Here is a 23,069-nt window from a genome sequence, read left to right on the forward strand (position 1 = left end):
TCCCGTAGGGTGCGGGGGACGCGCAGCCCCCGCACCCTATTTTGTGAGCAATACAGATAAGGGCAGACATGTCATCAACTTTCCACGTACGTGATCACTTGCGTGCGCGAGGCCTGACCGATGAGCGGCTGGAGTTTCTCATCCAGCACAGCGCTGAGGTTATTCGGGGTTTTCAGGAGCCTAACGGTGCGTACCCGGCGAGCCCCACGTTCTCCGCGTACAAGGGGTACTCCTGGTTGCGCGATGGCTCGTTCATTGCGGAGGGTATGTCTCGCTTCGGAGACGTCGACTCGGTGAACGGGTTCCACGACTGGGTGAACACCACGTTGTCTGCCCGCCGCGAGCAGGTTGATGCTTTGGTTGTCCGCCACCAGGCAGGTGAGGATATTCCGCTCGCTGATATGCTCCCCACGCGCTTCACCTTTGACGGTGCCGATGGGTCTGACCCGTGGTGGGATTTCCAAACTGATGGCTATGGCATGTGGTTGTGGCAGGTTGGAGAGCACGCTTCGCGCCACCGGGTTGATCCAGCTCAATGGGAAGCTGGCATGGCTGTTGCCTTCGACTTCGCGGCTGAGTTCTGGAACATGAACTGTTATGACTGGTGGGAGGAGCACTCCGAGGCTGTCCACACCTCCACTCTTGGTGCATTGTTCGCGGGCTTTACGGCGGTTTCTAGAGGCAATCTGCTCGATGATGAGCGCACTTCTCGCGCGGTTGGGCTTGCCACCCAGGTCCGAGAGTTCATCCTTGCGAAGGCCGTTATTTCGGGTCGGGCCAAGGATGCGTCCGCACAGCATCTGTCTAAGTGGATTGGCGCAGACACGGTCGATGCTTCGCTTGCCGCGTGCGTTGTTCCCTTCGGTGTCTTGGGGGTTGATTCTGTCCTCGCTGCGAACACCATTAACGCAGTGGAACGAGACCTTTCCGTTTACGGTGGAGTCCACCGGTTCCGCGCGGACGTGTTCTTTGGCGGAGGCCAGTGGCTGTTGTTGAGCTGCCTTGTGGCTTGGAACAAGGCTGCATCGGGCGACCTAGAGTCCGCTGCGGACTATCTCGTGTGGGTGGCCAGCCAGGCGCTCGAAAACGGCGACATGCCTGAGCAAGTCAACACCCACATGAACTATCCAGAGCATGAGGAGGAGTGGATCCAAAAGTGGGGTCCGGCAGCGACTCCTCTGCTGTGGTCGCACGGTATGTTCCTCACCCTTGCTGATTCTCTTGGACTCCTCGAAACAAAGGCTTGATAGCGCAATGACTCTCAACGTTACCCACCGCCCTCACGGCATTGAGCACCCGTACGCGACGTCTGCGGATCAGCGCATCCCAGTGCACCCAGCAGAGGGCCAGCCCTTCACCATAGGTGCAGTTGTTGATGCGGACGGCGATGTTTCGGTCGACCTTCACTACACGGTCTCTGGCCAGGAGACTCAGATTATTGCGTTCGCACCCTTCGTTCCGAACGCCGCTGACGCCGCCGCGCTAGCGGGCGGCGACGGCCACCTCGCCGCAGCCCAGGCGGCACAGCTCGAGTCCGACGGCTCGTGGGCGGTCACTGTGCCGGGACTGGCGCAGGGAGAGAGCGCAACGTACCGGATCGTCGCGAATCAGGGCGCCGATGTGGCCGAAACGGCAGAGTTCGCTGTGTCCCCGACGCGCTGGGTCGACGACGCGGACGAAGCGCGCGGATCGTTCACAGTCAATGGCGCAGTGAGCCACCCGAAGCTCGTTCCAGGCTCCGTGCAGTGGCAGTCCAATGCCGAAGGTTTGCTCAAGGTCCGGTTTGCGCTGCGCCTTGAAGACAGCGAACACGTTGTGGGCTTTGGCGAACGCTACGACTACGTGGATCAGCGCGGACAGTCGCTCGACGCGGTCGTGTTTGAGCAGTACAAGAGCCAGGGTGAGCACCACCGCACGTACATGCCGATGCCGTTTGCGCATGTGATTGGTGGCTCAGGCTGGGGCTTCCACGTGGAGACCCTCCGCCGATCGTGGTACGACGTCGCGGCATCAACTCCCGAAACCATGGTCGTTGAAGTTGCTCTGGGCGGAACGCAAGAGGAATCGCTCAACGTAGCAATCATGGACGGATCTGCGCGTGAAGTTCTCTCTGCATTCCTGGATGCCGCCGGGCGCCCAGAGCAGATGCCGGAGTGGATCTTTGAGCTGTGGGCCTCTGGCAACGAGTGGAACACCCAAGACATTGTCATGGAGCGTATGGACTCTCACCGTGACCTCGACATTCCTGTGGGAGTCATTGTCATTGAGGCGTGGTCTGACGAGGAGGGAATCACCATCTGGCGTGATGCCAAGTATGCGGTGACCGCCGATGGATCCGCGCACAAGGCGGAAGATTTCTCGTTTGAAGAGGGAGGCGCGTGGCCTAACCCGAAGGCGATGATCGACGAGCTTCACGCACGCGGAATCAAGGTGATCCTCTGGCAGATCCCGCTCCAGAAAACCTCGTATGACCTGGGCGAGTCCGTTCCCGAGGACTCGCAGGTGCTCATCGATGGGCGCGCTATGGTCGAGGGCGGCCACGCGATCCTAGAGTCTGATGGAACCCCGTACCACAACCGTGGTTGGTGGTTCCCGCAGGCGCTCATGGCTGACCTTTCTACCCAGTCAGGGCGGGATTGGTGGACCGAAAAGCGCCGCTACCTCGTAGAAGACTTCGACGTTGATGGTTTCAAGACCGACGGCGGCGAGCATGCTTGGGGCTACGACCTTCAGTATGGCGACGGACGCAAGGGCGACGAGGGAAACAACCTGTACCCCGTGCACTACGCTCGCGCGTTTGGTGACCTCCTACGGTCTGTAGGAAAGGCTCCAGTAACGTTCTCTCGTTCAGGCTTTACCGGTTCGCAGGCGCATGGCTTGTTCTGGGCTGGGGACGAAAACTCGACGTGGCAGGCTTTCCGTAGTTCCGTTGTCGCGGGTATCACTGCCGGTTCGTGCGGAATCCTGTACTGGGGCTGGGACCTTGGAGGGTTCTCCGGTCCGGTTCCTGACTCGGAGCTCTACATCCGCGCAACTGGGGCCTCGGTGTTCATGCCGATCATGCAGTACCACTCTGAGTTCAACCACCACCAGCGTCCGTTGCGTGACCGCACACCGTGGTATGTGGCGGAATCGAACTCGACTCCTGAGGTTGTGGACCAGTTCCGCTACTTTGCAAAGCTGCGTACCGCGTTGGTTCCTTACGTGAAGGCGCAGGCGGATGCTTGTGTTGCAGCCGATGTGCCGCTCATGCGTGGACTGTTCTTCGATTATTCGGGCGACCCGAACATTTGGGACCACGAGACGCAGTACATGTTTGGTGACGCGTTCCTTGTGAACCCGATCCTCTTTGCTGACGCACATGACGTGGAGACGTATCTTCCTGCTGGCGAGTGGGTGGACGTGTTCACCGGGCAGGTGCACGAGGGTGGTCAGTTTGTATCGCGTGACTACACGATGCTTGAGGTTCCAGTCTTCGCCAAGGCTGACAGGTGGGAGGCCGTGCGCGGATACTTTGGTAAGTGAGTTCCTCACGGGCAGAGAACTAGGGCGGGAGCCACAGCGTGTGCTGTGGCTCCCGCCCTGTGCTTATCGACGATTGTGGCTGGCTCTCCTGACGCTCATGCGTCCCAGCCACAATCGTCGAAAATCGGCGGGCATCCCGTAAGGGATGCGCCGAGTGTGGTTCTTGGCTCTTAATTTAGTGAGATCTGAGCGCGGTGTGGAGGGCCTTTGGTCCGGTACGGATGGGGACCGCTCTCCGCCGTGTTTCCGCGGCCCGCGCGGTGGTGCGGAGGCCTGTTCGGAGCGTGCTGTGGAGGGGTTTTGGGGTCCGAGCAGGAAATCTTTGCGCGCTAACTATTGCCACGACACGCAACTATGCCTATGCTGTGAGCAGATGCTCAATTACTGAGCACATGCTCACAACAGTGCAGTTGAGAGGTGGAACGTGGTTCAAGGTAGAACTGACGGCAATGGAGCGCAGCCGGTTGCTGTGCTGGAAAACATTTGGAAGTCCTTCGGCGGAATCGCCGTGCTCAAAGGCGTCACCATTGACCTTCAGCCCGGAGAAATCCATGCGTTAGTGGGAGGAAACGGGGCTGGCAAGTCCACCCTCATGAAGATCGTGACGGGCGTTGAAACCCCGGACAGTGGCACGATTACGATCGCGGGCAACGAGGTACGAAACCTCTCGCCTAGGGCCGCGCACGCAAACGGCGTGTACCTAGTTCCCCAGGAACCAGAACTCTTCCCAAACCTCTCCGTCCACGAGAACATCTCGCTCGCACTCGGAGATCTCAAAGTCTCGCGCAGCAAGATCGCGGAAGTCACCGCATCGCTCTGCGACACAATCGACCTCGACTCTCGCGCAAGCGACCTGTCGATCTCCGACCAGCAACTCGTCGAGATCATCCGCGGCGTACTACGCGGGGCGCACCTCCTCATCGTTGACGAACCGACCTCATCACTCACCGCAAAAGAAGCTCAGCGGCTGTTCACACACCTGCGCAACTTCGCGCAAAATGGCGTGGGAATCTTCTACGTTACACACCGCATGGCAGAGATCTTCGAACTCTGCGATCGAGTCACCGTGTTGCGTGATGGCGTCACCGTGCTCCAGAAGAACACAGAGGACTCATCCATCGCGGAACTCGTCGCCGCAATGGTGCCTCAGCAGGGACAACCCGTGGCCATCCACGAAAAGCAGACGCGACAAGCCGTAGCCAACGTTGAGCCAGCCCTTCAAGTGCGAGAACTCACGGGCGACGGCTTCTGCAACGTCTCCTTCGACCTCTACCCAGGGGAAGTACTTGGGATCGCTGGAGTTATTGGGGCAGGGCGTACGGAACTCGCCGAGACTATCTACGGCGTCCGCAAGGGGCTCGGAAAGGTCACCCTGAACTCGAAGGACTACTCCAAGAGGACACCAAACAAGTCTCTGCGTCTCGGTCTGAGCTACGTCCCAGAAGACCGACACGAACACGGAGTGTTCCTTCTCGGAAGCATCGTGGACAACACAACCTCTGGCATCCTCGAACGGATCTCCACCCTCGGCGTAATCAACCGCGCCAAAGATGTGGACTCGGCCGAAACGTTCGCGCGTGACCTTTCGCTCCAAAAAGGCAGCCTGTCGCGCAAGGTAGGCAACCTTTCCGGTGGAAACCAGCAGAAGGTATCGCTGGCAAAGGCGCTCGCCGCACAACCTTCGGTCATCATCCTTGATGAGCCATCTCGAGGCATCGACGTCGCTGCACGAGCCGATCTCTACAGACTCGTTGAAACCCTCGCTAACAGGGGTCTAGCTGTCCTGCTCATCTCATCAGAGTTCGAGGAAATTGAGCTTCTGTCTACGCGAGTCCTCGTCATGAGGGACGGGCTCGTCACGGACGAACTTACCGGAGAAGACATCTCATTCGGCAACATTCGCGACGCTGCGTTTGGTGCCCACGACAGCAAGAAGTCAGCATGATCAAGCACATATTGAAGTCCCGTGAATCCATCACAGTAATCGGTGCACTCGGGTTCATCGCGATCATCGGAATCGCGCAGCCATCGTTCGTAGCATTCTCGAACCTCGCACGAGTAGCCAACTCGACCGTCATACTGGCGCTCCTGACCGCCGGAGTCGCCGTCGTCATCATCACGCGCAACATTGACGTGTCTGTGGGCTCCACGATGGCGCTCTCCGGAATCGTCGCAGGCCTTCTGCTGAAGAACGGAATGCCGATCCCTCTGGTTGTGCTCCTTACCCTCGTATTGGGCGCTGCGCTAGGAGCAATCAACGGCATTGGCGTATCGATCGGTAGGGTTCCATCCATCGTGATGACGCTCGGCACCCTCGGCGCCTACCGAGGAATCTCATTCATGATCACCGGTGGACACTCAGTCGAAAACATCCCTTCGCAGTACAAGAAGGCAGGAACTGCAACGCTGCTCGGGATCCCGGTCTTCGTCTGGATGACCATCGTCATCCTGGTGGTCCTCGGCTTCGTGCTCGCCAAGACATCCTTTGGCCGCAAGATCTACGCCACAGGCGACAACATTCAGGGCGCCCACTTGATCGGCGTGCCCACCAAGACCATGACGGTGACCGCGTTTGCGGCCTCTGGGCTCTTCGCTTCTATGGCCGCCCTCGTCTTCCTCGCCCAGATCGGATCCATCTCCAACCAGGCAGGTATGGGAATCGAAATGCGTGCGATTGCGGCAGCCGTGATCGGCGGAGTCGCGCTCACAGGCGGCGTGGGAACCATCCTTGGAGCCTCGTTCGGTGCGCTGTTCATCACCACTGCAACCAGCTCACTCTCCTTCCTTGGAGTTCCGGGCTTCTGGTCCGACATGGTGATCGGCGCAATCCTGCTCATCGCACTGTTTGCCGACTCCCAGGTGGGCAAGCGCATGGAACGAAAACGGCTCGAAGCCAGATACCAGAGGGCTAAGACCGTACCCCAAGAAATCTCAAATGACCCTGTCAACGCAGGAGGTGCGCTCTGATGCAGAACCTGAAAAAGTACCTGTTTCGGTGGGAAGGCGCGCTCGTCGTTGTACTCATCGCACAGATCCTCATCTTCGGAATGCTCAACCCGCGCTTCCTCAACCTAGACCGTCTGATTAGCTCGTCATCGGACTTCGTCTACCTCGGCATCATTGCGCTACCACTCGCGATAGTCATGATGACAGGCGGCATCGACATCTCGATCGGCTCCATGGTCTCACTCACCGCGATCGTCACCGGCGTGTGTTTCTCCAACGGGCTCAACATTTGGCTGGCTGCGTTCATCGGGATCCTGGCCGCACTCGTTGCCGGCGTCATCAACGCCGCTCTTATCCTGTCCACGGGGGCCAACCCCATGGTTATTACCCTCGGCACGCAGTTCCTGTTCGCAGGGATGGCCATCGGAATCTCCGGTCTCGCCAACGTGTCTGCGTTCGAGGGTATCTCGGGAATGCCGGACTCGTTCGTGCAAATCTCCAACGGAGACATCGCAGGCATCCCCAACATGCTGATCATCTTCGCCGTGATCGCAGGGGTGTTCGCATTCATCCTGCACGGCACCACGTTCGGCCGCCAAGCCCGCCTGCTGGGAGCGAACCCCAAAGCTGCGACCTACGCGGGCTTTCCCATTCGGCGAGTCACGTACCTCGCCTACGGCCTCACGGCCCTCGGCTCCGGAATCACCGGGGTTCTGATGACCAGCTATGTAGCATCCGCACGCGCCGACATCGGCGCCCAAGTTCTTCTGCCAGTCCTCACCCTCGTAGTGATTGGTGGAGTCTCCATGTACGGAGGAGAAGGAACCATCGTTGGCGTTGTCATCGCAACGTTCGTGATTGGTTACCTGCAACAAGGTCTGCGCTTCTCAGGCTTGAGTGAATCTGAAGTGTCCGTAGCAACGGGCGCCGCTCTCGTCCTCGTGGCAAGTCTTCGCTGGTGGACCCACCACGTCGCAGAACGAATCAAAAACCAGAAGGTCAAGAAGCAAGCTGCAACGCCGCGGCCACAAGCTGCACCAGTTGCATCGAGTTGACGCTTAGTCGCTGAACAGCGTTGTTGGACTAGCTGTCGCAACGGCGCCCAAGCCGATATCTACAAGGCTGCGCGGACCTCTCGGAAGTGCCGAAGGAAACCAGGTCGCGCAGCTCAGAACATGAAGGAGAAGAATCAATGAAGATCGCTTCCAAGCTCGCGGCAGCCGCCGCAGTCCTCGCCCTGACGGCCGCATGCTCGTCAACAGATGGTGGGGAAGCAGGCAGCAACAAGGTCGCTTTCATCCCGAAGCTCACCGGTGTGGGCTTCTTCGAAAGTGGTGGAGCCGGCGCAGTTGAAGCCGGCAAGAAGTACGAACTCGACGTCGAGTACGTGGGATCGCCCGAAGGATCGGTGGCAAAGCAGGTTGAGCTCATCAACACCCAGGTTCAGCAGGGTGTAGGCGCGATCATCGTGTCCTCAGTTTCGCCTGATGGTCTGTGCCAGGCCCTCAAGAAGGCAATGGACCAGGGCGTTAAGGTTCTGACCTGGGACTCCGACACCAACCCAGAGTGCCGCTCGCACTACATCTCCCAGGGAACCGCTGACCAGCTCGGCAGCCTCCTCGTGGAAATGGGCGCCGAGGACTACTCCAAGGACGAGGCAGTCAAGGTCGCATTCCACTACTCCAGCCCAACCGTGACGGACCAGAACCAGTGGGCTGAGGTTGCAAAGTCGATTATCGGCAAGGAGACCAAGTGGGAGATCGTTGACACCGTCTTCTCCGAGAACCAGACTGAACTCGCAGTCCAGCAGGCAGAGGCTCTTCTGAACGCCAACCCTGACCTGAAGATCATCTTCTGCCCTGACGCCAACGCGCTTCCAGGCACCGCGCAGGCTCTGGAAAATCTTGGACGCAAGGACGTGACCGTGGTTGGGTTCTCAACGCCAAACGTCATGGCTCCTTACGTGGAGAACGGAACGATCGACCGGTTCGCTCTGTGGGACGTCACCAAGCAGGGTGAGCTCTCGGTAGCAGTGGCCAAAAAGCTCCTTGATGGTGAAGAGCTCAACGTAGGCGACAAGTTCGACGTTGACGGCTTCGGTAGCGTCGAGGTTTCGCCTAACTCGGTTCAGGGGTACGACTATGAAGCAGACGGCAACGGAATCATTCTGATGCCAGAGCGTGTTGTGTTCACGGCCGACAACATCAAGGACTTTGATTTCTAGTAGGAAGATGGGTGCGGGCCTTTGGCCCGCACCCTCAATAACCACGACAGCGGGGAACAATGAGCGAGCGCGTAGCAGACCTGAAGGATTGGGTCGCTGAGGAACAACTACTGCGAGTGGCTTGGTACTACTACGTAGATCAGCTAACCCAGGACGACATTGCTAAGCGAATGCAGATTTCCCGTGCTGGTGCAGGACGACTCCTTGAGAGGTGCCGTCAGGCCGGGATCGTCACGTTCACGATCAACTCGGATCACTACGAGGCGTTCCAACTGGCGCGGCTCCTCAAGGAGAAGTTCGGCCTGCGTGAGGCACTGGTTCCGCCCACGCTCGAGGACGACCTTGTGGATCAAGGGCAGATCAACGCGCGGCTGGGTAGGGGAGCTGCGCAGTACCTGCAGTCTCACCTCAAGGCGGATGACGTCCTTGGTATGGGGTGGGGAGACACGGTGCAGCAGACGATGCGGTGCGTCAGTTCTGACGTGGCCAGCAGGGTCTCCACAGTCTCGTTGACCGGTGGTGTTGGGGCGTACGTCAACACGCTCCGACGGGTGCGCAATGCGTCGAGCAATGCGCCCGCGGACCACGTGCTTCCCACGCCGATCGTTGCGTCGAGTGAGGCGTTAGCTTCAGCGCTTTTGAAGGAAACTGAGGTCCAGCGGGTTCTTGGCCTGGCCAAAACCGCTGATCACGCAATCGTGGGTATCGGAGGCATGGTGGGCGCCCCCACCATCGCACAGCTGGGTTACACCACTGAACACGAGCTTGACCTGGGGCGCGAAGCAGGAGCCGTCGGAGACATCCTGGGAGTCTATTACGACGCTAAGGGGGAAGTGGTTGACCTTCCCATCCACAAGCGCCGTATTGGGATCTCGCTCGACGACTTACGCAAAATCCCAAACGTTATTGGCGTCGCTGCAGGTGAGAGCAAGATTGCGGCAATTCGCGGTGCGCTTAAGGGCGGTTATCTCGATGTGTTGGTGACCACCGAAGCCATCGCTAGAAAGCTCATAGAAGAGGAGTAGTCATGAGTCACGTCATGGCAATCGACGCTGGGACTGGCTCCATTCGAGCAGTGATCTTCACGCTCGATGGCCAACTTGTTCAAATAGCCCAGCGTTCGTGGGAGCACAAACCAGAGCCCGGCGTGCCGGGGTCGATGGCCTTCACCACCGATGAAAACTATGCGCTCATGGTCGAGTGCATCGAAGAGGCCCTGAGCCTTTCGGGAGTTTCCGGTTCTGACATCAAGGCTGTATCTGCCTCCGCGATGCGGGAGGGTTTTGTGGTCCTTGATGCGCAGGGTACAGAGATTTGGGCGTGCGCCAACGTTGACTCACGGGCCAATGAGCAGGTCTCCCACCTGTTTGCTCAGGAAGGCGTCGTCGAGGAACTTTATGCGCTGAGCGGCCAGACACCGGCGCTCGCGGCGCAGCCTCGACTGCTCTGGTTGAAGGAGAACCGCCCCGACGTTTACGAGAGTGCGCACACGGTGCTGATGCTCAGTGAGTGGGTGCTCTTCCGGCTTTCTGGGGCGCGGGTCATGGAGCCTTCAAATGGTTCTACATCTGGTTTGCTCGCGATGGCTTCGCGTGATGTCGACCCGCGCCTTGCGGTGCGTGCCGGGATTCGCGACGATCTTGTTCCGCAGGTCCTTGAGCCCGGTTCGGTGGTGGGTACGGTCCGTCCGGATGTGGCGGCCCAGACCGGCCTCGGCACCAACACTCTTGTGGTGGTGGGAGGCGGAGACGCGCAACTCGCGGCACTCGGATTGGGTCTCACGAAGCCGGGTCAGGTGCTACTGACCGCCGGCACCTTCTGGCAACTGAACGTGAACCTAGGTGCTCCCGTTGCGGATCCGAACATGAAGATTCGCGTGAACATGGCGGCGGTTCCGGGCGTGTGGCAGGCCGAGGCTATCGCGTTCCACCCGGGTACTGCGGTGCGCTGGTTTAGGGACACGTTCGCCGTCCAGGAAACTGCAGCTGCCAAGGAGCAGGGCCGAAACCCACTGGACCTGTTGTGTGAGTTGGCTGCTGAGATACCCATTGGGTCAGGTTCGGTCGTGCCGATCTTCTCGGACGTCATGAATTACGACCGCTGGACCCACGCAGCGCCGTCTTTCTTGAACTTGGGGTTGGAGGGCGGACCGCGCCTTCGTGCCGCAATGTTCCGTTCCCTGCTGGAGAACGCCGCCATTGTGTCTGACGCCAACCTCCAACTCGTGTCGTCGTTCGCTCCCATCAATGATTCCGAGCCGGTGACCTTCGCTGGAGGCGCCGCCAACTCGCTCATTTGGTCGCAGATCACGGCGGACGTGCTCGGCAAAGACCTGCAGATCCCGGCCGTCACGGAGGCTACGGCACAGGGGACCGCAGCGTGTGCTGCCTCTGCCGTGCTCGAAGGGACCACACCTGCGGAAGTAGCCTCGCGCTGGCTCACGTGGAGCCACACCGTCAGCGCAAACATGAGCGCCCATGAGCAGTACAACGAGGTCAAAGATCGTTGGCGCGCAGCGTATGGAGCTCAACTCGAACTAGCCAATGCCGGCGTGACCTCGCCACTGTGGCGTGCACCTGGCGCCTGAAAGGACCTAACCATGATCAAGAAGCACTTGGACGAGATCGAATACCGCTTTGGCACCTACGGTCCCGGCTATTCGATTCGCGGACCTCGCACGGACCTGGGCGTATGCCAACTGCACCCTGGCGACGACGCAGTAAACCACTATCACGCTGCCATCGAGGAGACCTTCGTGGTTCTCGAGGGAGAGGCCACTCTGTGGGTGGACGGACGCGAGTCTTATACCTGCACCAAGGGTGATGTCTTCCAGATGGAGCCAGGCGAGCAGCACTATTTTGTGAACAACTCCGACAGTGTCTTTAGGGCTCTCTTCATCAAGGCGCCGTATGACCCGAACGACGGGGTCCAGGTTCCGTGGACCCCGGGTGAGCCACTGCCAGAGCTGGCCCCAGGCCGCTAGTTCTCGCGGAGGCGTTTTGCCCCAGCGTTCTGCTCAAGCAAGAGTCTCAGTAAGAGTCACCTCACCTCTCACAACACAAGGAGCCGCGAGAAAGCCGGCTCACTAACACTCCTCAATCACGGCTCTGCGCTCGCCGAAAGCGCGCAGGCGTAGACCGCTACACCCAAAAACAGGCAGAAAATCAACGAAAGGTAGATCAATGGCTGATCTCGAAGGCAACATCAACGCAAAGGACTTTGGCATTGGAAAGCCGCAGGAAACTCCGGGTTTCCACGTGAAGGGCGCTGGCCAACTTGATTTTGGTATGCGCCACCGACTCGGACGCATCTTCCGCGAAGACGGCAAGACCGTCATGCTGGCCTTTGACCACGGATACTTCCAGGGCCCAACTTCGGGGCTTGAGCGCGTGGACCTGAACATTGTCCCTCTGACAAAGCACGCCGACGCGATCATGGCGACGCGCGGAATTATTCGCTCTCTCATTCCGGCTGGGGCGGGTACCCCACTCGTGGTACGTGCCAGTGGTGGACCTTCCATCCTGAAGGAACTGTCCAACGAGCAGCTCGCTATGTCTATGGATGACGCGGCCCGCATCGACGCCTCGGCTGTTGCGGTGCAGGTTTTCGTAGGCGGTGAGTTCGAGACTCAGTCGATCAAGAACATGACCACTCTGGTGGACGAGGGCTTCCGTGCGGGAATCCCAGTTCTTGGTGTGACGGCTGTAGGTAAGGAACTGACTCGCGATGCGCGTTATCTTGGTCTGGCTACCCGTATGGTGGCGGAACTTGGCGCACAAATGGTCAAGACGTACTACTGTGAGTCTGGCTTCGAAGAAGTCACCGCAGCGTGCCCCGTGCCAGTCATCGTTGCGGGCGGCAAGAAGCTCCCAGTCCTCGACGCGCTGACCATGGCACACAACTCGATTAACGAGGGTGCGGCGGGCGTTGATATGGGTCGCAATATCTTCCAGCGCGGCAACCCGTCGGCGATGATCCAGGCAGTCAACGCCGTGGTTCACGACGGGCTAGGTGCCGCAGACGGTCACACGATGTACCGTGACCTGTCCGGTGGTCTCGAAGACTAAAGGGTCATTTACAAGGAGTAGGTATGAGGTTTCCACTAGCCGTGCAAGAACTCGTCGAGCAGTGCGCAACTGCCTCGCGCGTACTGGGGTCAAACCCGTACATGACCTTGCACGGCGGTGGAAACACCTCCGTCAAGACTGATGATGTTCTGTTCATCAAGGCCTCGGGCTTCAACTTGGCCACTCTCGAGGCAAAGGGGCTCGCGCCGCTCAATCGCTTTCATCTAGACGTGATGCTTGAACGTGAGCATATGAGTGATTCTGAGCTCGTCGCTGGTTATCGCAAGGCACGTCTTGAGCCGGGCGCTGCACCGTCGATCGAGGCTCTACTCCATAACTTTCTACCTCACCGGTTTGTATTACATTCGCACGCCGATGCAATTGTTACTCTGACAAATATCTCAGGGGTTCAAGATGATCTCGTAGACGTCGCGCTCGGAAGTGACATCCTCCGGTTGCCCTATTCGATGCCAGGTTTCGAACTGGCTAAAACCATTCGCACTGCACTGGCCGGTGGTCAGATTCCTCGAGCAATTGTCCAAGACCACCATGGATTGTTTACTTTCGCTGAGACTGCAACTGAAGCACTAGAGGTTCACGAAGAGCTTGTGCAGCAGGCAGAGCGCTATATTTCCGCGAAGACGGGTGTGCTTTTCCAAGATGACCTTGATGAAACTCAGAGGAACGATTCTGCCGAACTAGGGTCGCTCCGTGCAGCGCTACAGAGCCTCCATGACGGGGAGGTTTATTTCGACATCAGGAGCTCACCGCAAATAGATGAGTTTCTAGCGCGGCCAGATCTCTCAGAGATTACGGCACGAGGGGGTGCCACGCTTGAACATGTCATTCGAACCAAACGATGGCCGATGGTAGGGGTGGACGCTGACAGTTTTGTAGACAGATACCGAGAGTACTTTGAGCGGCAATCAGCACGGTACGAGGAGAAACTTGTCATGCTCGATCCGTTGCCGCGTGTTGCGCTTGTTCGAGGGGTAGGACTCGTCGGCATCGGACGGTCCAGCGATGAGGCATCAATCGCAGCCGACATCTACAGACATACAGCTCGGATAATTTCCGCAGCTGAGTTGCTTGGCCGCTACGAATCGGTTTCAGAGTCTCAGTCATTTGATATTGAGTATTGGGAACTAGAGCAAGCGAAAATCCGCAAAGCATAGGTCCTTGATCAATCGATGCGCATCTCGGTCAATCTCATGAAGGAGTGGTCTCAGGCGAACTACGTGTGTACGCCTGAGACCACCCTTTTTCGGGCAGGAGTGTTTTCAGCGGAGGGAAAGTTCGACCGTGAGAGAGCTGCCGCGAAATAGCGGCACTGTCACCTGCAATGATCCGCGAAGTGGAAAATTCCAACGGGGAGGAATGCGTAGCGCTACTACAGCTTGCAGCTGCGAGGTGAACGTAGAGGGCGGTGATCCTACGCGCCCCAAACACATACGATCCTGCCGCTGGGAGGCGGCAGGATCGTCGTGAATCAGGTTTTGGTACTCAAGCACCCATAGATCCATCCAGGTCCCTCATCGAACGGATGATTATTCATCCGTTCATCACCCAACGGATGAATAATCATCTGTTCGATGAAAAGAGGGGTAGGGCGGACAAGGCGGGGAATGGCCGGGAGAGCGGGCCCCGCAGCGCGGCCGCCCGCCCAAATAGATCAGACCAAGTACTCGTCCACCAGCTGCTCAGCCAAGCCAACGTAGGTGGCTGGCGTGAGCGCCGCGGGGCGCTCGGTGACATCGGAAGGTAACCCGAGGCCGCGGACGAACTCGATCATCTCGGCGGAGCCGATGCGGTGGCCGCGGGTCAGGTCCTTGAGGCGCTCGTATGGGTTTTCCATTCCTGGGACGCCCGCAACGCCGGCGGCGCGCATGGCGGACTGGATGGGCTCGCCCAGGACTTCCCAGTTCTCGTCGAGGTCGGCGCGCAGGCGGTCTTCGTCCACGGCGAGGCGGTCGAGGCCCTTGGCTACGTTGTCGATCGCGAGCAGCGAGTGGCCAAACGCGGTTCCGATGTTGCGCTGTCCAGAAGAGTCGGTGAGGTCGCGCTGCATGCGGGACTCGACCAGGGTGGCGCCGAGGACGTCGAGCAACGCGTTCGAGATTTCGAGGTTGGCCTCTGCGTTCTCGAAGCGGATGGGGTTGACCTTGTGCGGCATGGTCGACGAGCCGGTGGCGCCAGGAACGGGGATCTGCTTGAAGAATCCGAGCGAGATGTACGTCCACACGTCGGTGGCTAGGTTGTGCAGGATGCGGTTGAAGCGCGCGATGTCGGCGTATACCTCCGCCTGCCAGTCGTGCGATTCGATCTGTGTGGTCAGTGGGTTCCAGGTGAGGCCAAGGCCCTGCACGAAGTCGCGCGAAATCACGGGCCAGTTGGCGCCGGGAACAGCGGCAACGTGTGCGCCATAGGTCCCGGTAGCGCCGTTCAGCTTGCCTAGGTACTCGGATGCCGCGATGCGGCGGAGCTGGCGGCCAAGGCGGTGGGCGACCACGGCGAGTTCCTTGCCCAGTGTGGTTGGCGTGGCAGGCTGACCGTGCGTTCGGGAGAGCATCGGGGCAGCCTTGTGCTCGCGTGCCATTCCCTTGATCTGCTCAACCACGGCAGTGGCCGCTGGCAGCCACACGTTCTCCACGGCGCCCTTCACCATAAGGGCGTAGGAGAGGTTGTTGATGTCCTCGGACGTGCAGCGGAAGTGCACCAACTCGGACACTGAAGGCAGAACGGTGTCCTCGCCCAGCACGGACGGCGCAGCGTCGAGGCGACGCTTGATGTAGTACTCCACAGCCTTGACGTCGTGCACGGTGGTGCGCTCGATCTCGGCGTGCTCGGCGATGCCCTCCGCGCCAAAGTCAGTGACGATTGAGCGCAGGTAGGCCTTTTCGGCGTCACTCAGCGTGGGAGCGCCGGGGACGACCTGGCCGTCAGTCAGGGCGATAACCCACTCGACCTCGACGTGGATACGCTCGCGGTTCAGTGCCGCTTCCGAGAGGTGGTCGACCAGTGGGGCAACCGCGCCGCGGTAGCGTCCATCGAGTGGTCCAAGGGCAATTGCGGGGGAGATCGCAGCAAAGCTTACGCGTGGAGTTGGGTTGACCATGGGGCTATTGTTTCACGATTGCGCGGGGGAGTGCTCGGGCGTCCGGATCTGACGCCCAGTCACCTGATTCTGACACCGCCAAGCCGTGTGTCAGGATGAAGGCGTGGCACACGATACCAAGTCTCAGACTCAGCCCAAGAAGCGACGCCGCCGCACCCCCGGCTGGGTCCCCGACCAGCACGGCGCGTGGGCAATGCTCGCGATGCCACTGGTCATCGGCGCCGCTGTCTCCGGGTTTCGCCCACTCCATCTCCTGCTCGCGGTGGCGTGGTTCCTCGGCTACTTTGCGTTTTTCGCAGCGGGTCTCTGGTTCAAGTCACACTTCAAATCCAAGTACGTCCCGCCGCTGCGCGCCTATGCGATCGCAACTGCCCTCGCCGGCGGCCTCACCATTGCCTTCCAACCTGCCCTTCTGTGGTGGGCGCCCGCGTTCGCCCCGCTCCTCGCCATTTCGCTGTGGTGCTCCTACCGCAGGCGCGACCGCTCACTCCTCAACGACCTCCTCACCGTTGCGGCCGCCTGCCTCATGCTGCCAGTGGCAGCGCAGGTCGGCGCGCACCCCGAGGTCGCCTTCGCTTCCGCCACGTTGTGCCTGGTCGCGATAGTGTTCACGTACTTCTTTGGCACCGTTCTATACGTCAAAACGGTGATCCGGGAACGCGGCTCGCGCCGCTACCTCCTGGCGTCTTACGCCTATCACTTCACGACGATCTTGCTTCCGTCAGTCCTCCACCTCACCGTCTCGCAGTGGCGCGAGAGCGCCTCCGTGCTTGGGACGGTCCTGTTGACGGCGTTCTTTGTGGCGCTCGCGGTCCGGGCGGTGTGGGTGCCGCGGACTCGGGCAACGCCTAAGCAGGTTGGGGTGGGCGAGGTATTTGCCTCTCTTGCCCTTGCAGGCATCTTGCTGTTCGCGGTTTCCCACACGTTCTAGTGCCTCGCCGCTATCACCGGTTTGATCGGTATTTTCCATGGCCGTGGGTGTGCGGCTCGGGAGATGGGTTCTGATTGTCCCTGTTGATTTCTTATTCAAGGGGGACCCATGTGGACAACAAGAGGGCTTGATGCCCGGTTGAAGCTTGAGGCTGCCGGCGGTCATCTGCGCGAGTCGATCGAGGCGCTGCGCCGCGCAAGTGCGGATTCCGAAGCCTGGATTTCCCCGAACTCGCAGACGTTCCGGGAGGACACATGGCAGGCGGTCAGGGAAACGGAGTTATTACGCCAGGAGATACAGGCGATCTCAAGGGAAGTTTCGGCGCTGTTCTCAGAAATCCCGTTCTAGCGGAAATCCCCAAGCAATCGGGTGCCACTGTGCACGGGGTCGAGGTCTTTGCGGGCAAAGGGCTGTGCTTCGACTCAGATGTGCTCGCCGGAGTCACCGCCACGCTCTCCAAGGCGTTGGATAGTGCGCAACTGGCTGAACGGGCACTCGACGTGTTCTCTGGAGCTCTGCTCTCCGAATGGGCTGATCTAGAACGCGACGCGTGGACACGCAGGCGCGAACTGAGCGATGCCGAAACCTTGGCGCAGGACTACCCCACACCTCAGCAGATCGAGTGGATGCACAGCCTGCGCAGGAGTGTGTCGGAACTCAAGAACAGGGTGGGAAAGCTGTCTGTGCGCGCGGAAAGCATCCGTGAAGTTGTGCGCATGGCCATCCAAGAGTACGAGCGCTCGGACACGAGAGTTTCTGAGGTGTGGGGCAACACTACCCTGACGTGGTCCGATCCATTTGTGTACCAGTTTGTTCCGCGCCCAGGGAAGTGCGGCGAGCAGTTGGGGCGGGGCACGCGCTTCGGTACTGCTCTATACGACAGTTCGTGGAGGCTTTACCAGTATCTCTTCCCCGCCCTCGAGAGCAAGGTGAATACCGCCGTTTACGGCGCTCTTCTTCCCTTTCTTACAGACGTCAAGAGGATGGAGTGGTTCCAGCCATCCCGGAAACCCGATTTCCGCCCTGCCTGGCAGACGATATCCCAGGTAAAACCCCAAATCCTTAGGACGCCTTCGGACTTGTTTGCGAGTTTTATTTCCCTGTATAAGGGCGAAGACAAAGACAAGATCCAAGTAACCAAGATGACCGATCATGATGGAACAGTTCGCTGGGTCGCGCTGATTCCTGGCACCCAGGAGTGGGGGCCTTACGGAAAAGATTCCGCAATGCACTTAGGCTCGGCGCTGGATACTCTCGCTGGAGACGAGAGCGACGGTATTAGAGCAGTCGATGCAGCGCTCAAGGCGGCTGGGGTTTCCCCTCAGGATCCCATCGTTCTCTTCGGACACAGTCAAGGTGGGCTCATTGCCAGCGCGATTGCTTCGTTACCCACGTATCAGAGTCGCTATAACGTGAAGGCGGTTGTCACTTCTGAATCCCCAGTCCCCAACCTCAAGATGCCCAGTAGCGTGACCACGTTAAACATCGAGAACAACAAGGATGGGGTTCCTAAGCTCGATGGAAAAATCACACGAGGTAACGGCAACCACGTCACGGTCCGGGGCAATGTGACTAAGCCAGAAGAGGGAGGACCCCATGATGTTGAGGTCGCCGCAGATGTCTATGCGCAGGCAAACCGGAACTCAATGAAAGTGCAGGACGTCTCTGAAAGGATTAGCAGCTATTTGTGGCGACCCGGGGCGAAGGTAGAGACCTCTCTATACGAGACCCCTTTTGGTGAATACCCTCAACTGTTGCGTGCCCGAAGGCCAGGGTCGAACTAGCTGGCCCAGCTGCTAACTGACTTCTTCGAGGAACCTCAGCAGCCGGGTCCGGGCAAGCTGGGCGTACACGGCGTTGTATTCGGGCACGGAATCGTCGGTGAACAGGTGGGTTTCGCCGGGGTAGAGGTAGACCTCCACGGGACGGCTCTTCTCGGTTTCGGTGCGTAGCGCGGCGAGCGCATCGAACTCCATCCACGGGTCTTGGTCGCACGCGTGGACTTGGATGGGGAGGCCGGCGGGCCAAGGCGAAGGCATCCACGCCGGATCGATCGCCGCGTGCATAAGGATGAGGCCGGCGGTCTGGGGATCTGCTTGTGCGTGTCGAGCGGCGGACTCTGCTCCCATGGAGAATCCCATGTACACACGTGGATGAGGGGCTGTGGAATGCGGCGCTGCAGCCAGCGCCGCATCGGCGCGCGCGTTGATCACGTCAAAACCGGTCGACTCGGCAAACGCAACGCCGTCATCCACTGTAGGGAACGTCTTGCCTTCATACAGGTCGGGAGCGAACATGGTGTGCCCGGCGCGTTCAAACGCGGCGGCCATCCGCTTCAGCCCGTCTGTCAGCCCTTGGGCGTGGTGAAACAACACGATGTTAGCCATGTGGAAACGCTATCTCGTGAGGGTGCGATGCGCATTGCGTGCAGTGGGGAGCGACTACCATCGCACCTCACGGAATACCTGCATTCCGCAGCCGGTTGCATCCGGTATGACCCGCTACTCCTTACTTGACCTAGCCCCGATTGCCCCGAACCAGACCACTGCGGACGCGCTCAGCGCGATAGTGGGTGTTGCCCAAGCCGCCGAACGTACCGGCTACGAGCGAGTGTGGTACGCCGAGCACCACAACATGAAGACGATCGCATCGTCGGCCACGAGCGTGTTGATCGCCCACGTGGCCACCCAAACCTCCACGATCCGCCTCGGGTCCGGTGGCGTCATGCTGCCCAATCACTCGCCGCTCACCATTGCGGAGCAGTTCGGCACACTCGCTGAACTCCACCCGGGCCGCATTGACCTCGGCCTCGGTCGCGCACCCGGCGGAGACCTCAACACCTTGCGCGCACTGCGCCGCACCCCGCACGACGCCGATACTTTCCCGCAGGATGTCCAGGAGCTCCAGGGCTACCTCAACGACGCCACGCTCATCGAGGGCGTCAATGCCACACCTGGCCGCGGCACACACGTCCCGCTCTACATCCTTGGCTCATCGCTGTTTGGCGCTAAGCTAGCGGCCGCGCTTGGCCTCCCATACGCGTTTGCCTCGCACTTCGCCCCAGCCGCATTGACCGATGCGCTCGCGGCGTACCGCCGCGAGTTCCGCCCGTCCGAACACCTCGACCAGCCATACGCGATCGCGGCAATGAATGTAGTTGCTTCTCAAAGCGCGCAGCGCGCGCACGACATCTTCCGCGAGATGCTGCGCCTGAGATTAAAGACGATGTTCTTGCGTCCCGAAATAGCCTCTACCTTGTCGGATGAGGACTTGGACCAGATCCTTGATTCCCCGCAGGGAATGCAGGTGCGAAACATGCTCAAGTACACCGCGATCGGAACCGCTCAGGAAACCGGAGATTGGGCCGAACGCTTCGCACGCGAAACCGGGGTGGACGAGATCATTGTGACCCACCAAGCGGCAGATGTGTCTGAACGAATCCAGTCCGTCGAGCTCTTTGGCGAGGCCATGCGCGAGAAGTAGTTGCACTCTGAGTGTCCGATTTGACCATAGCCAGGGCAGGGAATCTCAAGCGCTCGCCCGAAGCCCCCAAGTTCCCGCGGGTCCGGGTACCTCAACCCATGTTCTGACCAGCGCAAATGCGCAACTATTGGGAGGCCGAGGGGCGGAGACCACTGCCAGGACCGCCCTCGGCACTCACTGTGCGTTGGAAGGAAAGTTTCGGGTGGCATACGCGGGTAACGAGACCACGCTGGGTCGGCACTCTGCTACGTGGGCGACTCAATCGTCGAAAATTGGGGCGCCTAATACGAGCGCAAACGAGACGTCTGTTCTCGACATTTTGGTGCGCCAAATGAACGGCGAGCTCAGCGCGGAAGAGGCAACGCGAGCACTCGAAACTCTCTGACAGCGGGACTCTCTGTCCGCAAGGATCCCTTGAAAGTGAGGCTCGCTAGCGAGTCTCCACAGAAAAACGCGGTGGGTGGCGGCAAATGAAAGTTTGCCGCCACCCACCGCGTCTTTATCGGTTGAAACTCAACGCTTGGGCTTGTCCAGACCGAGGATCGAGCGTCCCACCGCGGACATGAAGCTGATAAGAACGGCGGCGAGCAGAGCCCACCAGAAACCATCCACCTGGATGCCCCAGCTCGTGGACTCGGTCAGCCAAGCGGTCAGCAGAATCATCGCGGCGTTAATGACCAGCGTGAACAGTCCGAGCGTCAGCACAATGAGTGGGAAAGACAGGAACGTGGTGATCGGTTTGACGATCATGTTGACCAGCGCAAAGATCAGCGCAACGGTGATGAACACGGCGCTGCGGTTGATGAAGTCCTGGCCTGCGACCACCTGGAACTCGCCGACCACATCAAAGTGGTTACCCAAGAAGATCGTGGTGAGCCAGAACGCCACGGCGGTCACGAGAAGTCGTTTGAGAAAATCCATACAGTAATCGTGCCAGTTCACGACCAGAAAGCGAACGGTTATCCCGAAAAACTTGTGTGGGTGAGAGACTGAAACCGTGAATGACTCGCGTGTGCAACTCAGGTCCGCTATCACCTCCCTCCCCGCCTACGTGCCCGGCGCCCGCATCCCTGTTGGTGCGTCCGCGTACAAGGTTTCGTCTAACGAAAACCCGTACCCGCCGCTGCCTTCAGTGGTTGCGGCGATCGTAGACGCAGCAGCTGAGATCAACCGCTACCCAGACATGGGGAACACCGAGATCGCGGAGGCGCTGGCCACGTTCCTCAACGAGACTGCGAGCGAGAAGGCGCGTGCACGCGGTGAAATCACCTCAGAAAACATCGTGTTTGGCACGGGATCGGTCGCGGTCCTAGCGCACATCCTTGAGGCAGTGGTGGACCAAGGGGACGAGGTCATCTTCCCGTGGCGTTCCTTTGAGGCGTACCCCATTGTGGTGTCGGTTGCTGGCGGAACAAGCGTGCCTGTGGACCTCAAAGACACCGGTGAGCTGGACCTCGACGCCATGGCCGCGGCAGTCACCGAACGCACCAAGGTCGTCCTAGTGTGCACCCCGAACAACCCAACCGGACCGTCCGTGACTCACAGCGCTGTGATGGAGTTCCTGGCCAAGGTGCCGCGGGACGTCGTTGTGGTGTTGGACGAGGCGTACCTTGAGTTTGTCCGGATGGATGATGCACTCGACGCTCTGGCGGCACTTGAAGCCCACTCGAACGTCGTGGTTCTGCGGACCTTCTCCAAGGCCTACGGGCTTGCCGGGCTTCGCGTGGGTTACGCCGTGGCCCGACCTCGCGTTGCCGCGGGAATCCGCGCGGCGGCCACCCCGTTTGGCGTGAACCTTGTGGCACAGCGGGCAGTGATCTCGTCGTTGGAAGCACGAGACGAGCTCTTTGCTCGCGTTGATGCACTGGTGGCGGAGCGGACACGGCTCCAAGAGGGACTTCGCGCGCAAGGCTGGAACATCCCCGATTCGCAAGCCAACTTTGTCTGGCTACAGTTGGGGGAGAGAACCATTTCCATCGCCGCAGAGTGCACTGCGCGAGGTCTGCTCGTCCGCCCGTTCGCAGGCGAAGGCATCCGCGTGAGTGTTGGCGAACCGGAAGCAACCGATCTGTTCCTCGAACTCGCGCAGGAGTGGCTGTAGTTAGCGCAGGAAGGATGACCCGCACCATGCTCGACACCAACCGAGATCCGCACACCACCCCACACCTCGATTCGGCTGCGCTCGTGGTTATTGACGTACAGAACGATTTCCTTGATGACGGCCCGTTGGGGGTTGCTGGAACCAAAGACCGGCTGAGCGAGATCGAAAGGCTCACCAAGGTGTTCCGCCGCGCGGGGCGTCCCATCGTCCACGCAATTCGGCTCTACCACGGCGAAGACGTGGACACTGTGCGCCGGACGCGCTTCGACGCCGGCGAACGGGTTGTGCAACCACACACTGAAGGCGCCGACATCCCCCGCAGCCTTCTCCCAGTGGATGTTCGGCTCAAGCCCGAGCAACTCATGAACGGAGAGGCCCAACGCATCGGTGAGCAAGAGCTTGTGGTGTGGAAGCCCCGCTGGTCGGCGTTCCACCGCACCAACCTCGATGCGATCCTGCGCGGCCTCGGCGTAGACACCGTGGTGGTAGCCGGCTGCAACTTCCCCAACTGCCCCAGGGCTTCCCTCTTTGATGCGACCGAACTGGACTACCGCGCCGCCATCGTCACGGACGCAACGTCCGCGGTAACACCAGAGCGAATAAGCGATATGGTCGCGATCGGTGTAGTGCCCCTGACCGTTGACGAACTGGAGCAGGGCTTCTTCGGCTGAGTTGGT

20 protein-coding genes are annotated in these 23,069 nt (G+C 59.8%); 17 read left to right on the forward strand and 3 right to left on the reverse strand.

Translation table 11 applies throughout. The features are described 5' to 3' along the window. Positions 1-68: 68 nt before the first annotated feature. From HGSM_RS03985 to HGSM_RS04035, 11 genes are all read left to right on the forward strand, one after another. Positions 69-1,247 carry a glycoside hydrolase family 15 protein gene (locus tag HGSM_RS03985; RefSeq protein WP_019147451.1) on the forward strand — a complete coding sequence of 393 codons (1,179 nt, stop codon included), beginning with the start codon at positions 69-71 and terminating at the stop codon, positions 1,245-1,247. 7 nt (positions 1,248-1,254) lie between these two features. Continuing rightward, a complete protein-coding gene (locus HGSM_RS03990) occupies positions 1,255-3,525 on the forward strand; it encodes a glycoside hydrolase family 31 protein (RefSeq protein ID WP_019147452.1) in 2,271 nt (756 codons plus the stop codon). Between the two features lie 424 nt (positions 3,526-3,949). Further along, positions 3,950-5,470, forward strand: coding sequence for a sugar ABC transporter ATP-binding protein (locus HGSM_RS03995; protein ID WP_040594298.1), 1,521 nt, complete (start codon positions 3,950-3,952; stop codon positions 5,468-5,470). Beyond that, positions 5,467-6,492, forward strand: a complete 1,026-nt coding sequence (locus HGSM_RS04000) for an ABC transporter permease (protein ID WP_019147454.1) — start codon at positions 5,467-5,469, stop codon at positions 6,490-6,492. The genes HGSM_RS03995 and HGSM_RS04000 overlap by 4 nt, the downstream gene beginning before the upstream one ends. Continuing rightward, a complete protein-coding gene (locus HGSM_RS04005) occupies positions 6,492-7,526 on the forward strand; it encodes an ABC transporter permease subunit (RefSeq protein WP_019147455.1) in 1,035 nt (344 codons plus the stop codon). The genes HGSM_RS04000 and HGSM_RS04005 overlap by 1 nt, the downstream gene beginning before the upstream one ends. A gap of 137 nt (positions 7,527-7,663) precedes the next feature. Continuing rightward, entirely contained in the window at positions 7,664-8,695 is a 1,032-nt protein-coding gene (lsrB, locus tag HGSM_RS04010) for an autoinducer 2 ABC transporter substrate-binding protein LsrB (RefSeq protein WP_019147456.1), read from the forward strand. 59 nt (positions 8,696-8,754) lie between these two features. Continuing rightward, positions 8,755-9,720 (forward strand): sugar-binding transcriptional regulator, encoded by a 966-nt coding sequence (locus HGSM_RS04015; protein WP_019147457.1) that lies wholly within the window; start codon positions 8,755-8,757, stop codon positions 9,718-9,720. Between the two features lie 2 nt (positions 9,721-9,722). After that, a complete protein-coding gene (lsrK, locus tag HGSM_RS04020) occupies positions 9,723-11,282 on the forward strand; it encodes an autoinducer-2 kinase (protein WP_040594301.1) in 1,560 nt (519 codons plus the stop codon). A gap of 12 nt (positions 11,283-11,294) precedes the next feature. Beyond that, positions 11,295-11,678, forward strand: coding sequence for a cupin domain-containing protein (locus HGSM_RS04025; protein WP_019147459.1), 384 nt, complete (start codon positions 11,295-11,297; stop codon positions 11,676-11,678). Between the two features lie 199 nt (positions 11,679-11,877). Continuing rightward, positions 11,878-12,762, forward strand: a complete 885-nt coding sequence (lsrF, locus tag HGSM_RS04030) for a 3-hydroxy-5-phosphonooxypentane-2,4-dione thiolase (protein ID WP_019147460.1) — start codon at positions 11,878-11,880, stop codon at positions 12,760-12,762. A 23-nt stretch (positions 12,763-12,785) separates the two neighbouring features. Then, positions 12,786-13,937, forward strand: coding sequence for a class II aldolase/adducin family protein (locus HGSM_RS04035; RefSeq protein ID WP_019147461.1), 1,152 nt, complete (start codon positions 12,786-12,788; stop codon positions 13,935-13,937). Between the two features lie 497 nt (positions 13,938-14,434). Here the strand turns inward: HGSM_RS04035 and purB are convergent, their stop codons facing one another. Continuing rightward, positions 14,435-15,877: an adenylosuccinate lyase gene (gene purB, locus HGSM_RS04040; protein ID WP_019147462.1), complete on the reverse strand. Its 1,443-nt coding sequence runs from the start codon at positions 15,875-15,877 to the stop codon at positions 14,435-14,437. 103 nt (positions 15,878-15,980) lie between these two features. Here purB and HGSM_RS04045 point away from each other — a divergent pair, with 103 nt between their 5' ends. The 3 genes from HGSM_RS04045 (at position 15,981) to HGSM_RS04055 (ending at position 18,592) form a co-directional block, all read left to right on the forward strand. Beyond that, positions 15,981-16,808, forward strand: a complete 828-nt coding sequence (locus tag HGSM_RS04045) for a YwiC-like family protein (RefSeq protein WP_019147463.1) — start codon at positions 15,981-15,983, stop codon at positions 16,806-16,808. A gap of 108 nt (positions 16,809-16,916) precedes the next feature. Next, positions 16,917-17,156, forward strand: a complete 240-nt coding sequence (locus HGSM_RS04050) for a hypothetical protein (RefSeq protein ID WP_019147464.1) — start codon at positions 16,917-16,919, stop codon at positions 17,154-17,156. A 29-nt stretch (positions 17,157-17,185) separates the two neighbouring features. Next, on the forward strand, positions 17,186-18,592 hold the full coding sequence (locus tag HGSM_RS04055) for an alpha/beta fold hydrolase (RefSeq protein ID WP_019147465.1): 1,407 nt from the start codon (positions 17,186-17,188) through the stop codon (positions 18,590-18,592). Between the two features lie 12 nt (positions 18,593-18,604). Here HGSM_RS04055 and HGSM_RS04060 read toward each other — a convergent pair whose 3' ends face one another. Next, positions 18,605-19,195, reverse strand: coding sequence for a dienelactone hydrolase family protein (locus HGSM_RS04060; RefSeq protein WP_019147466.1), 591 nt, complete (start codon positions 19,193-19,195; stop codon positions 18,605-18,607). A gap of 106 nt (positions 19,196-19,301) precedes the next feature. On the opposite strand from HGSM_RS04060, the gene HGSM_RS04065 reads away from it, so the two are divergent. Then, on the forward strand, positions 19,302-20,291 hold the full coding sequence (locus tag HGSM_RS04065; protein WP_019147467.1) for an LLM class flavin-dependent oxidoreductase: 990 nt from the start codon (positions 19,302-19,304) through the stop codon (positions 20,289-20,291). Positions 20,292-20,804: 513 nt separating this feature from the next. Here the strand turns inward: HGSM_RS04065 and HGSM_RS04075 are convergent. Beyond that, positions 20,805-21,212 carry a phage holin family protein gene (locus HGSM_RS04075; RefSeq protein ID WP_019147469.1) on the reverse strand — a complete coding sequence of 136 codons (408 nt, stop codon included), beginning with the start codon at positions 21,210-21,212 and terminating at the stop codon, positions 20,805-20,807. A gap of 76 nt (positions 21,213-21,288) precedes the next feature. Here HGSM_RS04075 and HGSM_RS04080 point away from each other — a divergent pair, with 76 nt between their 5' ends. Continuing rightward, complete coding sequence (locus tag HGSM_RS04080; protein ID WP_019147470.1) at positions 21,289-22,392, forward strand: histidinol-phosphate transaminase; 1,104 nt, start codon at positions 21,289-21,291, stop codon at positions 22,390-22,392. 14 nt (positions 22,393-22,406) lie between these two features. Further along, positions 22,407-23,063, forward strand: a complete 657-nt coding sequence (locus HGSM_RS04085) for a cysteine hydrolase family protein (protein WP_019147471.1) — start codon at positions 22,407-22,409, stop codon at positions 23,061-23,063. Positions 23,064-23,069: the final 6 nt, after the last annotated feature.

This window comes from Timonella senegalensis JC301 (assembly GCF_000312125.1).
In the GTDB taxonomy this organism is placed as follows: Bacteria; Actinomycetota; Actinomycetes; order Actinomycetales; family Cellulomonadaceae; genus Timonella; species Timonella senegalensis.

What these genes read in the sequence shown, in the direction of transcription:
- HGSM_RS03985 (WP_019147451.1), top strand. Translation starts at nt 69, where the DNA reads ATGTCATCAACTTTCCACGTACGTGATCACTTGCGTGCGCGAGGCCTG.
- HGSM_RS03990 (WP_019147452.1), top strand. Translation starts at nt 1,255, where the DNA reads ATGACTCTCAACGTTACCCACCGCCCTCACGGCATTGAGCACCCGTAC.
- HGSM_RS04000 (WP_019147454.1), top strand. Translation starts at nt 5,467, where the DNA reads ATGATCAAGCACATATTGAAGTCCCGTGAATCCATCACAGTAATCGGT.
- HGSM_RS04005 (WP_019147455.1), top strand. Translation starts at nt 6,492, where the DNA reads ATGCAGAACCTGAAAAAGTACCTGTTTCGGTGGGAAGGCGCGCTCGTC.
- lsrB (WP_019147456.1), top strand. Translation starts at nt 7,664, where the DNA reads ATGAAGATCGCTTCCAAGCTCGCGGCAGCCGCCGCAGTCCTCGCCCTG.
- HGSM_RS04015 (WP_019147457.1), top strand. Translation starts at nt 8,755, where the DNA reads ATGAGCGAGCGCGTAGCAGACCTGAAGGATTGGGTCGCTGAGGAACAA.
- lsrK (WP_040594301.1), top strand. Translation starts at nt 9,723, where the DNA reads ATGAGTCACGTCATGGCAATCGACGCTGGGACTGGCTCCATTCGAGCA.
- HGSM_RS04025 (WP_019147459.1), top strand. Translation starts at nt 11,295, where the DNA reads ATGATCAAGAAGCACTTGGACGAGATCGAATACCGCTTTGGCACCTAC.
- lsrF (WP_019147460.1), top strand. Translation starts at nt 11,878, where the DNA reads ATGGCTGATCTCGAAGGCAACATCAACGCAAAGGACTTTGGCATTGGA.
- HGSM_RS04035 (WP_019147461.1), top strand. Translation starts at nt 12,786, where the DNA reads ATGAGGTTTCCACTAGCCGTGCAAGAACTCGTCGAGCAGTGCGCAACT.
- purB (WP_019147462.1), bottom strand. Translation starts at nt 15,877, where the DNA reads ATGGTCAACCCAACTCCACGCGTAAGCTTTGCTGCGATCTCCCCCGCA.
- HGSM_RS04050 (WP_019147464.1), top strand. Translation starts at nt 16,917, where the DNA reads ATGTGGACAACAAGAGGGCTTGATGCCCGGTTGAAGCTTGAGGCTGCC.
- HGSM_RS04060 (WP_019147466.1), bottom strand. Translation starts at nt 19,195, where the DNA reads ATGGCTAACATCGTGTTGTTTCACCACGCCCAAGGGCTGACAGACGGG.
- HGSM_RS04065 (WP_019147467.1), top strand. Translation starts at nt 19,302, where the DNA reads ATGACCCGCTACTCCTTACTTGACCTAGCCCCGATTGCCCCGAACCAG.
- HGSM_RS04075 (WP_019147469.1), bottom strand. Translation starts at nt 21,212, where the DNA reads ATGGATTTTCTCAAACGACTTCTCGTGACCGCCGTGGCGTTCTGGCTC.
- HGSM_RS04085 (WP_019147471.1), top strand. Translation starts at nt 22,407, where the DNA reads ATGACCCGCACCATGCTCGACACCAACCGAGATCCGCACACCACCCCA.